Origin of the sequence: Streptomyces sp. NPDC048057, assembly GCF_040653095.1 — a bacterium.
In the GTDB taxonomy this organism is placed as follows: Bacteria; Actinomycetota; Actinomycetes; order Streptomycetales; family Streptomycetaceae; genus Streptomyces.
The window spans coordinates 24770-37560 of the sequence record NZ_JBEZNF010000008.1; the positions used below are offsets into that span (position 1 = coordinate 24770).

The 12791-nt window shown below is 73.4% G+C and carries 15 protein-coding genes; 6 read left to right on the forward strand and 9 right to left on the reverse strand.

The window, feature by feature from the left end; genetic code table 11:
• Positions 1-75: 75 nt before the first annotated feature.
• The gene (locus tag AB0E05_RS10850) at positions 76-1176 is read left to right on the forward strand and encodes a hypothetical protein (protein WP_361961590.1); all 1101 of its coding nucleotides are present in this window, start codon (positions 76-78) and stop codon (positions 1174-1176) included.
• 12 nt (positions 1177-1188) lie between these two features.
• Here the strand turns inward: AB0E05_RS10850 and AB0E05_RS10855 are convergent, their stop codons facing one another.
• Positions 1189-1749, reverse strand: coding sequence for a cysteine hydrolase family protein (locus AB0E05_RS10855; RefSeq protein ID WP_361961592.1), 561 nt, complete (start codon positions 1747-1749; stop codon positions 1189-1191).
• A 117-nt stretch (positions 1750-1866) separates the two neighbouring features.
• Here AB0E05_RS10855 and AB0E05_RS10860 point away from each other — a divergent pair, with 117 nt between their 5' ends.
• Positions 1867-2271 carry an NUDIX domain-containing protein gene (locus AB0E05_RS10860; RefSeq protein ID WP_361961594.1) on the forward strand — a complete coding sequence of 135 codons (405 nt, stop codon included), beginning with the start codon at positions 1867-1869 and terminating at the stop codon, positions 2269-2271.
• 110 nt (positions 2272-2381) lie between these two features.
• On the forward strand, positions 2382-2759 hold the full coding sequence (locus AB0E05_RS10865; RefSeq protein WP_361962055.1) for a PaaI family thioesterase: 378 nt from the start codon (positions 2382-2384) through the stop codon (positions 2757-2759).
• Between the two features lie 60 nt (positions 2760-2819).
• Here AB0E05_RS10865 and AB0E05_RS10870 read toward each other — a convergent pair whose 3' ends face one another.
• The 3 genes from AB0E05_RS10870 to AB0E05_RS10880 are packed head-to-tail and all read right to left on the reverse strand — an operon-like array spanning position 2820 to position 5712.
• Complete coding sequence (locus tag AB0E05_RS10870; RefSeq protein WP_361961596.1) at positions 2820-3635, reverse strand: ABC transporter ATP-binding protein; 816 nt, start codon at positions 3633-3635, stop codon at positions 2820-2822.
• Positions 3632-4702: an iron chelate uptake ABC transporter family permease subunit gene (locus AB0E05_RS10875; protein WP_361961598.1), complete on the reverse strand. Its 1071-nt coding sequence runs from the start codon at positions 4700-4702 to the stop codon at positions 3632-3634. Before AB0E05_RS10875 ends, AB0E05_RS10870 begins: the two co-directional genes overlap by 4 nt.
• Positions 4699-5712 carry an iron ABC transporter permease gene (locus AB0E05_RS10880; RefSeq protein WP_361961600.1) on the reverse strand — a complete coding sequence of 338 codons (1014 nt, stop codon included), beginning with the start codon at positions 5710-5712 and terminating at the stop codon, positions 4699-4701. The genes AB0E05_RS10875 and AB0E05_RS10880 overlap by 4 nt, the downstream gene beginning before the upstream one ends.
• A gap of 154 nt (positions 5713-5866) precedes the next feature.
• On the opposite strand from AB0E05_RS10880, the gene AB0E05_RS10885 reads away from it, so the two are divergent.
• A complete protein-coding gene (locus AB0E05_RS10885; protein WP_361961602.1) occupies positions 5867-6565 on the forward strand; it encodes an HAD family hydrolase in 699 nt (232 codons plus the stop codon).
• A 26-nt stretch (positions 6566-6591) separates the two neighbouring features.
• On the opposite strand, the gene AB0E05_RS10890 is transcribed toward AB0E05_RS10885, so the two are convergent.
• Entirely contained in the window at positions 6592-6849 is a 258-nt protein-coding gene (locus AB0E05_RS10890) for a hypothetical protein (RefSeq protein ID WP_361961604.1), read from the reverse strand.
• Positions 6850-7029: 180 nt separating this feature from the next.
• Between AB0E05_RS10890 and AB0E05_RS10895 the strand changes: the two genes are divergently transcribed.
• Positions 7030-7413, forward strand: coding sequence for a cold-shock protein (locus tag AB0E05_RS10895; protein WP_361536792.1), 384 nt, complete (start codon positions 7030-7032; stop codon positions 7411-7413).
• Between the two features lie 112 nt (positions 7414-7525).
• On the opposite strand, the gene AB0E05_RS10900 is transcribed toward AB0E05_RS10895, so the two are convergent.
• The 4 genes from AB0E05_RS10900 to AB0E05_RS10915 all read right to left on the reverse strand — a co-directional run bounded on the left by AB0E05_RS10900 (position 7526) and on the right by AB0E05_RS10915 (position 11198).
• Positions 7526-8416, reverse strand: coding sequence for a 1,4-dihydroxy-6-naphthoate synthase (locus AB0E05_RS10900; RefSeq protein WP_361961607.1), 891 nt, complete (start codon positions 8414-8416; stop codon positions 7526-7528).
• A complete protein-coding gene (locus tag AB0E05_RS10905; protein ID WP_361961609.1) occupies positions 8413-9090 on the reverse strand; it encodes a futalosine hydrolase in 678 nt (225 codons plus the stop codon). The genes AB0E05_RS10900 and AB0E05_RS10905 overlap by 4 nt, the downstream gene beginning before the upstream one ends.
• A 16-nt stretch (positions 9091-9106) precedes the next feature.
• Complete coding sequence (locus AB0E05_RS10910; protein WP_361961611.1) at positions 9107-9571, reverse strand: DUF2771 domain-containing protein; 465 nt, start codon at positions 9569-9571, stop codon at positions 9107-9109.
• Positions 9572-9848: 277 nt separating this feature from the next.
• A complete protein-coding gene (locus AB0E05_RS10915) occupies positions 9849-11198 on the reverse strand; it encodes an MFS transporter (protein ID WP_361961613.1) in 1350 nt (449 codons plus the stop codon).
• A gap of 307 nt (positions 11199-11505) precedes the next feature.
• Here AB0E05_RS10915 and AB0E05_RS10920 point away from each other — a divergent pair, with 307 nt between their 5' ends.
• Positions 11506-12390 (forward strand): DUF3027 domain-containing protein, encoded by an 885-nt coding sequence (locus tag AB0E05_RS10920; protein WP_361961615.1) that lies wholly within the window; start codon positions 11506-11508, stop codon positions 12388-12390.
• Positions 12391-12791 lie beyond the last annotated feature (401 nt).

A 12791-nucleotide genomic window follows, 5' to 3' on the forward strand; every position in this document is an offset into this window, starting at 1 on the left:
CACGGTAGTCGCTGCGGCGCCGCCGCCGCGCTAACGTCGGTGCAGGGTACGGGGAGCGTCCGAGGGGAACCGTCCGTGGGGATCGAGAGCGACCAGCTCGTCTACGACTACCTGAGCCGGGTCGGCGACCTGGCCCAGCAGCGGCAACTGCCGTCCGGAGCACGGATGGAGCTGGTGTCGTCGCTGCGCGGGGAGATCGACCGGCAGCGGGCGAACGGGGGCGGCGACAACCCCGCGTCCGTACGGCGCATCCTCGGCCGGCTCGGCACGCCGACGGAGGTCGTGGACGCGGCGACGGACGGGTCCGCGCGCCCTTCGTCCAAGCCGTCCGCGCCGGCGCACGAGCCCCCGCGCCACCGCCCGGCACCAACACCGGCGCGCGAAAGGGCGAAACCGCCGGTCGCACCCCCATCGGCACCCGAGCCCCCGCGCGTCACCCTCCCCGGCCAGCGCCTGCGCAAGCTGATCCCCAACCCCCGCAAGGACCGCCCGGCCGCACCCCCCGTCGCCCCGCCCGAGCCCCCGCGCCAGGGCCTGCCGCCGCACCTCGCCGGCCTCGACGAACTCGGCCCGTCCACGGGCCCGGACGCCGACGGCGACTGGTGGAGCGTCAAACCCGAGCCGTACGGCGCGGGCGAGCGGATCGCGGGCTTCACCGGCGGGGTCGAGATCCCCGAGATACTGCGACCGCCCCGCAAGGACGACGACCCCGAAGGGACGGAGGGGTCCGAGGAAGAGGCGGTGGAGGAGGGCGACGCAGCGGCCGAACCCCCGCACCGCCGCGGCCTGCTGTCCCGGCTGCGCCGCCACCCCACGGACGACGACTCCCCCGCCCCCGCCGCCGGCCTGGGCAACCCCTTCCTGCTGCTCGCCGCCCTGTTGCTGATCGGCGGCGCCCTGTTCACCTCCTGGTTCGCCCTCGGCCTCGGCTGGCTGTGCGCGTACGCCTCCCGCAAACTGACGGTCACGGAGCGGAAGGTCGCCGTCATCGGCCTGCCCGCGACGGCGGTCACCGCGGGCCTGGTCTGGCTGTGGGGCCGCTCCACCGGCCGCTGGGGCGAAGCGCTCCCCGAGGACGCACTGGGCGACGCGATCGCCTCGACCGGCCCCTGGGTGGTCCGCGCCGCGGCGCTCGCCTCCGCGCTGTACTTGGTCCTGCGGGCGCGCAGGGTGTGACGCAGCCCGCCGTCAGGACGTGCCGTCGAAGACGACGTCCTTGGTCTCGACCGTCCCGGCCGTCCGTCCCGGCGCCGTCTGGTAGGTCCAGTACAGGTTCGTGTGCGTGATGACCTGGTCCGGCGGCGGTGCACCCCATGCCGTGTTGTCGCCCGTCGTGTGGGCGTCGCTGACCAGGGTCGCGTCGTACCCCCTGGCGAACGCGCCGTGGAGCGTCGAGCGGATGCACGCGTCGGTCTGCGCGCCGACGACGACGAGCCGCCCGACCCCGAGTCCCGACAGCACGGACTCCAAAGTGGTGTCCTCGAAGGAGTCCCCGTAGCTCTTCTCGACGAGCGGCTCGGCGGCCTCCGGAGTGAGCTCCGGGACGATCCGCCACTCGTCGCTCCCCTTCACGAGCTCCTCGTCGGAGTGCTGCACCCAAACGACCGGAACCCCTTCCCGCCGCGCCCGCTCGACGAGACCGGCGACGTTCGCAACGGCCACGTCACGCTGGTGGGCCCCTTCGACGACGCCCTTCTGCACGTCGACGACAAGGAGCGCGGTGTTCGGCCGGTTCTCCAAGATGGTCATGTCTTCCCTTTACTCGCGCCGGGCTCGTGTCTCCGCACGGCAGCCCCACCCACCGACAACGGACCGGGCGTCGACCGCCACGCCGTGATGGTGCTCGACGTGGGTAGTGTCCATGCCATGGAGAAGACCGGAGTCAAGCAAGAAGCCGTGGTCGCGGTCCTTCAGAGGGACGGTCGGATCCTGGTGATCCTGCGCGGGCCGCAGGCGCGGGAGCCCGGTCGCTGGGCCCCGCCCAGCGGCACCGTCGAGCCCGGCGAGCGGCAGCAGGACACGCTGGTGCGCGAGGTGCGGGAGGAGATCGGGCTGCGGGTGACTCCGTTGGCGAAGGTGTGGGAGAGCACGACCGAGGAGGGCGACTTCGTCCTGCACTGGTGGACCGCCGCGGTCGACGGCGGCGAACTGGTCCTCGACCCGGGCGAGGTCAGCGAGGTCCGCTGGGTCACCGGCGAGGAGTTCATGGAGTTGCGGCCGACGTTCCCGGGCGACCTCTCCTTCTTCACCGACGTGCTGCCGAACCTGTGACGCCCCGCGAAGGACAGTCCGTGGCAGACAGGGCACACCAGGCCCCGCAGGAACCGCTCGACCCCGACGTCGACAAGCGCATCCGGGCCAGCTTCGAGAGCCAGGGGCTCATGGCCCACCTCGGTGCGCGCCTGACGCACGCCGCGCCGGGGCGCGTGCACATCGTGCTGCCCAGCCGGCCGGAGGTCACCCAGCAGAACGGGTACGTCCACGCGGGCGCCACCAGCGCCGTCGCCGACACCGCCGGCGGGTACGCGGCGTACACGCTGTTCCCGGCGGACACCGAGGTCCTCACCGTCGAGTACAAGATCAACCTGCTCGCGCCGGCCGTCGGCGACCACATCGAGGCGATCGGGACCGTGCTGAAGTCCGGGCGCACGCTGACCGTGTGCACGTTGGAGGCGTACGCCGTGCAGGGCGACCGGCGCACGCTCGTGGCCACCGGGCAGCAGACGTTGATGCGGGTGGCGAGCCCGGAGCGTACCTAGGTCCTGCCTGGAGTGCCCCGCGGCGTCGCGCGCTGGAACTCCAGACACGCCCTGACCCCCTCAGCCCTTCGCCCGCGCGCCCGGCACCCCCGCCCCGTACGGCGCGCCCGGCACCACCAGCGGCGAGCCCGTCACCGGGTCCGGGACCACCACCGCCGTCAGGCCGAAGACCTCGCGCACCAGCTCCGCCGTGACCACGTCGGCGGGGGCGCCCTCCGCCACCACGCGGCCCGCCTTCATCGCGACCAGGTGGTCCGCGTAGCGCGCCGCCTGGTTGAGGTCGTGGAGGACCGCGACGACCGTACGGCCGCGCTCGTGGTTGAGGCGGCGCACCAGGTCCAGCACCTCCACCTGGTGGGCGATGTCCAGGAACGTCGTCGGCTCGTCCAGGAGCAGCAGCTCCGTCTCCTGGGCCAGCGCCATCGCGATCCACACCCGCTGCCGCTGGCCGCCGGAGAGTTCGTCGACCGGGCGGTCCGCGAGCGCGGTGACGTCGGTGCGGGCCATCGCGTCCGTCACCGCCCGCTCGTCCTCCTCGGACCACTGCCGCCACCACGCCTGGTGCGGCTGCCGGCCCCGGGCCACCAGGTCGCCGACCGTGATCGCCTCCGGCGCCACCGGCGACTGCGGCAGCACCCCCACCCGCTGCGCGATCTTCTTCGTCGGCAGCGCGGCCAGGTCCTGGCCGTCCAGCAGCACCGCGCCGCCCTTCGGCTTCAGCAGCCGGCCCAGCGCCCGCAGCGTCGTGGACTTGCCGCAGGCGTTGGGGCCCACGATCACGGTCACGGCGCCGTCCGGGATCGCCAGGTCCAGCTCGTGGACCACGGTGCGGTCCTCGTACGCGAGCGTCAGCCCGCGCGCGGTCAGTCGGCTCACGCCTTCCCTCCGGTGGTACGGCTCCGCATGATGAGCCAGATCAGATACGGCGCGCCGACGGCCGCCGTCAACACGCCCACGGCCAGCTCCGTCGGCGAGAACAGCCGGCGCGCCAGCAGGTCGGCGAGGACCACGATCACCGCGCCCGTCAGCGCCGAGCTCAGCAGCGGCAGCTGCGCGGTGCGCGTCAGCCGGCGGGCGATCTGCGGCGCGAGCAGCGCCACGAAGTCCACGGGCCCCGCCGTGCCCGTCGCCATCGACGCCAGCAGCACCCCGAGCGCCACCAGCCCCAGCCGCACCCGTCCCAGACGTACGCCGAGCGCGGTCGCGGTGTCGTCGTCGAGCGCCACGGTCCGCTGGGCCCGGGCCGCCCAGACGAGCGCGGGCGCGAGCACCAGCAGCGTCCAGCCGAGCGGCGCGAGTTCGTCCCAGCCGCGCCCGTTGAGCGATCCGGTCATCCAGATCTGCGCCTGCTGGGCGACGAGGTAGTCCCCCTTCGTCATGAACAGCGTGGTCAGCGAGCGCAGCGCGATCGCGAACCCGATGCCGATCAGCACGAAGCGCGCCGCGTGCAGCCCGCCGCGCCAGGCGAAGGCGTACACCAGCGCCGCCGCCGCGATGCCGCCGGCGACGGAGAGGTACGGCAGCAGGGTGTACGAGGTGACGCCGAAGGTCATCGCGGCGACCGTGACGACGCTCGCGCCCTGGCTGATGCCGATGACGTCGGGGCTGGCGAGCGGATTGCGCGCCACGGTCTGGATCAGCGCGCCCGCGATCCCGAACGCCGCGCCCACCAGCAGCCCGGTGACCAGGCGCGGCAGCCGCAGCGTGCCGACGACGAGTTCGTTCGGGCCCTCGTCGCCGAGCAGCACCTTCACGACCTCGGCCGGCGGTACGAAGCTCTCGCCGACGGAGAGGTACGCCACGCAGATCGCGGCGAGGAGGAGGGCGAGGGCACCGGCGACCACGACGCTGCGGCGGTGCACCAGCACGCTGCCGCGTCCGCCACCCCGCAGCACCCCGTACCCCGCGGGCCGTACTCCCCCACCGCGTACCTGTGCGCTCACGCCGCCACCGCCTTCCTCCGGCGCAGCAGCACCACCAGGAACGGCACCCCGATCAGGGCCGTCGTCACCCCGGCCGGCACCTCCCCGGGCGGGAACACCACGCGTCCGATCACATCCGCCACCAGCAGCATCACCGGCCCGATCAGCGCCGCCATCGGCAGCAGCCACCGGTGGTCGCCGCCGACGACCGCGCGGGCGATGTGCGGCACGGCGAGGCCGACGAAGGCAATCGGGCCGGCCGCGGCGACCGCGACGCCGGTCAGCACGGTCGCGGCGATGCCGCCCACGACCCGTACGGTCGCCACGTTCTGTCCGAGGCCCTTCGCCACGTCGTCGCCGAGCGCGAGCGCGTCCAGTCCGCGCGCCACGAAGGCCAGCAGCACCACACCCAGCAGCAGGAAGGGCCAGACCTGTTCGACGACCTCCTGCTCCCGGCCGGCCACCGAGCCGACCTGCCAGAAGCGGTACTCGTCCAGCGCCGCGGCCTTGGTGGTGAGCACGCCGTTGGTGACGGAGGCGAGCAGGGCGTTGATCGCCGCGCCGCCGAGCGCCAGCTTCACCGGCGTGGCACCGCCCCGGCCGCTGGAGGCGATCGCGTACACCGCGACGGACGCCACCGCCGCGCCCGCGAAGGCGAACCAGACGTATCCGGTGAGGGTGTGCACGCCGGCGTACGCGATCGCGAGGACGACGGCGACGGACGCCCCCTGGCTGATCCCGAGGATCCCGGGGTCGGCGATGGGGTTGCGGGTGAGCCCTTGCAGAACCGTTCCGGCAAGTGCGAGCGCCGCGCCGACCATCAGGGCGATGAGGGTACGGGGCACTCGCAACTCCCGGACGACCTGGGCGTCGGCGCCGCCCCCGTCCTGGAACAGCGCCTCGAAGACGGCCGAGGGCGGAATGGTCCGCGCCCCCACCCCGAGGCTGAGCAGCACCGCGACCAGCAGGGCAGCGACGGCCGCCGCCGTCCAGCCGATGCGGCGGGCCGCAAGCGCGCGTCTGGCTGACATGACGACCAATCGAGGAAGTTGAGAAGGAGGTGCGAAGCAGGTGCGACGTAGCCGAGAAGAAGTTGAGAGGTAAAGCGTGACTGAAAAGGATAGGTAAGGCTTAGCTGAGTGTACGAGAGAGGGTGTACGGCGCAACGACGGGCACAATGGCCCCATGGCCGCACCCCAGGACACGACGCCCCGACCGGCCCCCGCCCCCGCGGCACCGGTTCCACCTGCGCCCTTCACCGTGGGCTTCGACCTGGACATGACGCTGATCGACTCCCGGCCCGGCATCCGCGCCGCCTACCGCGCGCTCTCCGCGGAGACCGGAGTGTGGATCGACGCCGACCTCGCGGTCACCCGACTGGGGCCGCCACTGGAGCAGGAGCTGGCGCACTGGTTCCCCGATGATCGAATTCCAGCCATGGGCGATCGTTATCGCGAGATATACCCGACGTACGCGATCGAGCCCTCGCTGGCGCTCCCGGGCGCACGCGAAGCCGTCCGCGCCGTGCGCGAGCACGGCGGCCGGGCCATCGTCGTCACCGCCAAGCACGAGCCGAACGCCAAGCTCCACCTGGACCACCTCGGCATCGCGCCGGACGCGGTGATCGGCTGGCTGTGGGCCGAGGGAAAGGCGGAGGCGCTGCGCGAGTACGGCGCGAGCGTCTACGTGGGCGACCACATCGGGGACGTCCGCGGGGCACACACCGCGGGCGCGCTCTCCGTCGCCGTGCCCACCGGCCCGTGCAACCGCGCTGACCTGCAAGAAGCCGGGGCGGATGTGGTCCTTGACGACCTGCTCGCCTTTCCCGACTGGCTACGCGACCACCTCGCGGACCGGCGCGCGCCGGGCGTGCGGGAGGCATGACGCCCCGGGCGCAAGCCCTCGGCGCGTCAGGACATCCCGGACGATTGCGGCATCACCGATTTGGCCGCCCGCCGCTGGGCCGCGACCGAACGGAGTACCCCCGCGCCCGCGATCGCGAAGCCGACGCCCATCAACATGCACACCCCGTACGCCAGCGGCGGGAACGGTTCGGTGCCCAGGAACAACGGGGCCAGCGTGACGAGCGTGGCCACTGCGCCGACGATGAAGACGATGGCACCGACCCGGACCAGCCCGTCACCCGGCGCGGAAGGAGTAGCAGTCATCCAGCCAGGGTAGTTCCCTGCGGGTAGGAACCGTTCGGCGACGTCTTGTCACCAGCCCCTGGACCATTAGCCTTGGAGTCGGAGCGGGTCGATCGACCCGCTGCACTGCTATCCAGAGCCGTTTTCGGCGCATCAGCGCCCGACGAAGCGCCCCCAACGAGTACGAGGACGAGGACAGACGTGCCCACCGGCAAGGTGAAGTGGTTCAACAGCGAGAAGGGCTTCGGCTTTCTCTCCCGCGACGACGGCGGCGACGTCTTCGTCCACTCGTCAGTGCTGCCCGACGGGGTCGACGTGCTCAAGCCCGGTCAGCGCGTGGAGTTCGGGGTCGTCGCCGGTCAGCGCGGCGACCAGGCCCTGTCCGTCACGGTCCTGGACCCCACCCCGTCCGTCGCCGCGGCCCAGCGCCGCAAGCCGGACGAACTGGCTTCCATCGTGCAGGACCTGACGACCCTGCTGGAGAACGTCACCCAGCAGCTGGAGCGCGGGCGTTACCCCGACAAGGCGCAGGGCTCGAAGATCGCGGGCATGCTGCGGGCGGTGGCGGACCAACTGGACGTGTGAGGTCCCGCGCCACAGAGCGCATCCCGGCCGAGGGGCGATGCGGCCCTTCGGCCGTTCGGCGCTTCAGGGGGTGCGGACCGGCCCCGGAGCGCGCACGGAAGCGCTCGGGCGCTCAGGGGAAGTCGAGCGCGCCCGGCGCGAGCGCCGGTACGAGACCCTCGGCCGCCGCGCGCGTGAGCAGCCCGCGCACCGCCGCGTACCCGTCGGGCCCCAGGTTCGCGGTGAACTCGTTCACGTAGAGCCCGATGTGCCGGTCGGCGACCGACGGATCCATCTCCTGCGCGTGCTCCCGCACGTACGGGCGCGAAACCTCCGGGTCGTCCCAGGCCATCCGCACCGACGCCCGCACCGACTCCGCGATCCGCCGCAGCCGCTCCTCGCCCAGCGACCGCTTGGCCACGATCGCGCCCAGCGGGATGGGCAGCCCGGTCGTCGCCTCCCAGTGCTCGCCCATGTCGGCGAGCCGGTGCAGCCCGTACTCCTGGTACGTGAACCGCGCCTCGTGGATCACCAGCCCGGCGTCCACCCGGCCGTCCCGCACCGCCGGCATGATCTCGTGGAACGGCAGCACCACCACCTCGCCGACCCCGCCCGGCACCTCGGTCGCCGCCCACAGCCGGAACAGCAGGTACGCCGTCGAGCGCTCGCCGGGCACCGCGACCGTACGGCCCGCCAGGTCGGCGCCCGAGCCGCCGGCGTCCCGGGTCAGCACCAGCGGACCGCAGCCGCGGCCGAGCGCACCGCCGCAGGGCAGCAGCGCGTACTCGTCGAGGATCCACGGCAGCACCGCGTACGACACCTTCAGGACCGAGCCCTCGCCGCGCTCCGCCATGCCGTTGGTGACGTCGATGTCCGCGAAGGTGACGTCCAGCGCGGGCGCGCCCGGCACCCGGCCGTGGGCCAGGGCGTCGAAGACGAAGGTGTCGTTCGGGCAGGGCGAGTACGCGATGTCGATCCGGTCGGTGCGGTCGATGCGCGCGGTCGGGGCGGGGGTGCCGGTCACGTCGGTTCCTCGGAGGGCTCGGAGAGGACGGGGCCGAGCTGTCGGAAGCCGTCCGTCAGGGCGGTCAGCGCGTCCTTGATGCGCCAGGCGGAGCGGTCCCGCGGCCCCACCGGGTTCGAGACCGCCCGGACCTCCAGGACGGGGACCGCGTGCGCCGCCGCGGCCTCCGCGACGCCAAAGCCCTCCATCGCCTCGGCCGCGGCGCGCGGGTGACGCGCGCTCAGCTCGGCCGCGCGGGCTGCGGTTCCGGTGACCGTGGAGACCGTCAGCACCGGCGCGCACAGGGCGCCGGCGGCCTGCGCGGCACGGCGGGCGAGCCCGGCGGGCGGCAGGTGCACGGCCCGGCCGAACCCCAACTCGTCGACGGCGAGCCAGCCGCCGTCCGGGGTCTGCGCGCCGAGGTCAGCGGCGACGATGGCGTCCGCGACGACGAGCGAGCCGACGGGCGCGTGCGGCACGAAGCCGCCCCCGATCCCGGCACTGACCACGAGGTCGTACGGGGCGGGGGCGCGGCTCAGAGCGGTGGCGGTGCGGGCGGCGGCGGAGGCGGGGCCGACGCCGCCGACGATCACGTCGATGCGGGCGTTGCCGCGGGCGTGGGTCCGGGCGTCCGTGGCCGCGGCGTCGACGGCCTCGGCCTCCGGCGCCACGGCGGTCACGACGAGTACGCGCACGGCCCGCCCCCGGACGTCAGGACTTCTTCAGGGTGAAGGTCCAGATGCCGATGATCTTGCCCTTCTTGGCCTCGACGATCTGGATCTTCGTGGAGTCGGTGGACTCGGCGAAGAAGGAGCTGCCGACGAGGGAGCGGTACGTCTTGGTGTACGGCTCCTGCTCGACGGGCTTGCCGTCGATGAACAGCGTCCAGCCGTTGTCGGCGATCGCCGGGTCGACGCCGAAGCGGATCAACTCGTCGGGCGACACCTTGACGGTCTCGCCTTCCTTCTTGTTCAGGCAGTCCTGGAGCTCGGACTCCTTGATCTCCTTGCCGTCGTTGTAGCAGGCGGCCTCCGAGGTGACGGACTCCGTCCCGACCGTGACGGTCGCGACCGGCGTCGGCTTTTCGCAGGCGGAGAGGACGAGGAGCCCGGCGCTGACGGCGCCGATGCTGGCAACGGCCCGGCGACGCTTGCCGGACAAGAACGCAACGGTCATGCGGGAAGGCTATCTTCCCGTGTCCCCCGGCCTGCGCCGGGGCCCCCGCGCGTCGCTCCGCGTCGCCACGGCGGCCCTCCGGGCGGGGGGCGGAGTGCGCGTCCGTGGCGCACGGTGCGCTGCCCTCTGCCACGCTGTCCCGCGCGCCCCGGTAGCGGGCTTGTCGCGCAGTTCCTCCCCCTGTGCCCCGCGGACACGGGGGCACCCCCACCTACGCCCAGAGGGCGTGGGGGGACCCCCACAAGCGCCCCGGAGGCGAACCGAGCCACAAGAAAAATCACGCCACCCGGGGGTGGGGGTGAGGGTGGCGGGCTGCTGTGAGGAGGCCGCGGGTGGAGGCCAGGGAGCCCGCGCAGACGATGGACGCCGCCACGGACATGCCCAGGACCCCGTTCAGCGGGAGCAGTATCCCCACCGCACCGCCCAGCACCCACGCCATCTGGAGCAACGTCTCCGAGCGGGCGAACGCCGACGTCCGGACCTCCTCCGGGACGTCCCGCTGGATCAGCGCGTCCAGGGAGAGCTTCGCCAGCGCCTGGCACAGGCCCGCCGTCGCCGCCAGCACGGCGACCATGCCCGCGCCGAAGAACACCGCCGCCAGCACCGCGGCCGTCAGGACGACCCCCAGCACCGTCGCGATGATCGTCTCCGGGCCGCGCGCCTTCAGCCACGCCCCCACCACGGTCCCCAGCGCGTTGCCCACGCCCGCCGCCACGCCCACGATCGCCATCGACACCGCCGCGCTCTGGCCCGCCAGCGGATGCTCCCGCAGCAGGAAGGCCAGGAAGAAGATGAGGAAGCCGGAGAGGCAGCGCAGCGCCGCGTTCGCCTGGAGGCCGTGGATCACCGACGGGCCGACCGTGCGCAGGCTGGGCCGCTTCCCGCCGTGGGTGAGCACCCGCACGTTCGTCTCGCCCTTCGCGGAGTCCACCTTCGGCGGCAGCCGCAGCGCCCAGAACGTCCCCAGCAGGAACAGCGCGCACGCCCCGTACAGCGTCCACGCCGGGCCGATCTGGTGCAGCCCCGCCGCGACGGGCGCGGCGACGCCGGTCGCCAGCAGGCCGGCGAGCGTGACCCGCGAGTTCGCCCGCACCAGGGAGAACCGGGGCGGCAGCAGTCGCGGGACGACCGCGCTGCGGACCACGCCGTACGCCTTGGAGGCCACGAGCACCCCCAGCGCGGCCGGGTACAGCTCCAGCGCCCCCGTCACCACCGACATCGACAGCACCAGCGCCAGGATCGCCCGGGCCAGCATCGCCGTCGCCATCGCCGCCCGCCGGCCGTGCGGGATCCGGTCCAGCAGCGGGCCGATCACCGGCGCGAGCAACGCGAACGGCGCCAGGGTGATCGCCAGGTAGAGGGTGACCCGGCCGCGCGCCTCGTCCGTCGGTACGGAGAAGAAGACCGTCGACGCGAGGGCGACGGTGACCATGACGTCACCCGCGCCGTTCACCGCGTGCAGCTCGATCAGCCGGCCGAGCCCCGACTCGCCGGCACCCTGCGCGTGCGTGGCCTTGCGGATGGACCGCGCCGTCCCGCTGAACGGCAGGTGCAGTGCGCGCGCCACCGCCCGGCACGCTCGGGTGAGCGCCCCGGACCCGTCGTCCGACGAACTGGCTGCGGCCACCCCGCCATACTGCCCGAAGGACCGGCGCGGCGACGGGTGATGCGGGGTTGTTAGCTCCAGGTTGGGGCGCGCAGGTGGGCGGGGCGCTGCGAAGGAGGTAGCGTGCGTAGCGCGCCACCGGCGAATGTTCTCGGCCGCGCGCCTCTTCGCCATCCCGCAGAATGGATGACACAGAGGTGTGCCCGGGACGACCGGTCCGGGCGCGGACGTCGATGCGGCCCCCTGGTCCGCTCCGCCCGCGGCCCGTACCCCACGCATCGGTCGGTCGGCGGCACCCGTGAGACGGCGTAGGAGAGAAGCGAGACCTGTGAGTGCTGCGACGACGCGAAGCCGTACCCCCGACCGCCTGTGCGCCGAGGCGGTAGACCTCGCCAGGGCAGCCGCGGAGGAGGTCGCGGCGCCAGGTGTGGTGGGCGAGCACGTCTCCCTCGTCTCCGAGGGGGACCGGGTCGTCACGCACTTCTTCGAGTGCAAGGAGCCCGGGTACCGCGGCTGGCGCTGGGCGGTGACCGTGGCCCGCGCCTCGCGCGCGAAGGTGGTCACCCTCGACGAGTCCGTCCTGCTGCCCGGCCCCGACGCGCTGCTGGCACCCGAGTGGGTGCCGTGGAGCGAGCGCCTGCGCCCCGGGGACCTGGGGCCGGGGGACCTGCTGCCGACGGAGGCGGAGGACCTGCGGCTGGAGCCCGGCTACTCCGGCGAGGACGTCCCACCGCCGAACTCCGCGCTCGCCGGTACGACGCACGACCTCGCGGAACGCGTCGAGCAGGAGGACGCGGAGCTGACCGACCGGCGCCCCGCGGACACCTTCCCCAACGGCCGCGGCGATCTCGCGTCCCTCGCGGAGGAGCTCGGGATGCGCCGGGCCCGGGTGCTGTCCCGGTACGGCCTGCACACCGCGGCGGACCGCTGGGACGAGTCCTTCGGCGCGAAGACCCCGATGGCGCAGGCCGCGCCGGCATCCTGCGTGACCTGCGGGTTCCTGGTGCCGATCGCGGGGTCCCTGTCGCAGGCGTTCGGCATCTGCGCGAACGAGTTCTCGCCGGCGGACGGGCACGTGGTGTCGCTGTCGTACGGGTGCGGTGGGCATTCGGAGGCAGCGGTGATGCCGAAGACGCCGCAGCCGGCGCCGCCGGTGCTGGACTCCATGGCCGCGGACGCCTTCCCCCTCGACGAGGACCTGGGCCACTCGTAATTTTTGTGGCTCGGTTCGCCTCCGGGGTGCTTGTGGGGGTCCCCCCACGCCCACCGGGCGTAGGGGGAAGGCTCGACGGTCGATCATGCTCAGCCGTTCTCCCCCTACGCCCAGAAGGCGTGGAGGTACCCCCATACGGCCTGCGCGTGTTCTCCCTTACTCGCCCGCGCACCCCTTCGGCTCACTCGCCCTCCACAGCACCCAACCCCCAACTGGCCCCGTCGGGCCCGCCCACGCCCGCAGGGCGAGGCATTTAGGGCCTGTCTTACGGATCAGGCTGGATCAGGGTGGGGGTCCTCCCGTGCCCGCAGGGCACAGGGGGAGAAACTGCGCGAGCAGCCGCAGGCGGGTCACACCGGGCCAACGGACTCGCAGGGGCTCGGCGCCACGCCCCGTCTCCG

Excerpts from the sequence above, each read along its gene's own strand:
- AB0E05_RS10885 (WP_361961602.1), top strand. The coding sequence starts at position 5,867 with ATGGCCGCACCCCAGGACACGACGCCCCGACCGGCCCCCGCCCCCGCG.
- AB0E05_RS10910 (WP_361961611.1), bottom strand. The coding sequence starts at position 9,571 with ATGACCGTTGCGTTCTTGTCCGGCAAGCGTCGCCGGGCCGTTGCCAGC.
- AB0E05_RS10855 (WP_361961592.1), bottom strand. The coding sequence starts at position 1,749 with ATGACCATCTTGGAGAACCGGCCGAACACCGCGCTCCTTGTCGTCGAC.
- AB0E05_RS10890 (WP_361961604.1), bottom strand. The coding sequence starts at position 6,849 with ATGACTGCTACTCCTTCCGCGCCGGGTGACGGGCTGGTCCGGGTCGGT.
- AB0E05_RS10860 (WP_361961594.1), top strand. The coding sequence starts at position 1,867 with ATGGAGAAGACCGGAGTCAAGCAAGAAGCCGTGGTCGCGGTCCTTCAG.
- AB0E05_RS10880 (WP_361961600.1), bottom strand. The coding sequence starts at position 5,712 with ATGTCAGCCAGACGCGCGCTTGCGGCCCGCCGCATCGGCTGGACGGCG.
- AB0E05_RS10865 (WP_361962055.1), top strand. The coding sequence starts at position 2,382 with ATGGCCCACCTCGGTGCGCGCCTGACGCACGCCGCGCCGGGGCGCGTG.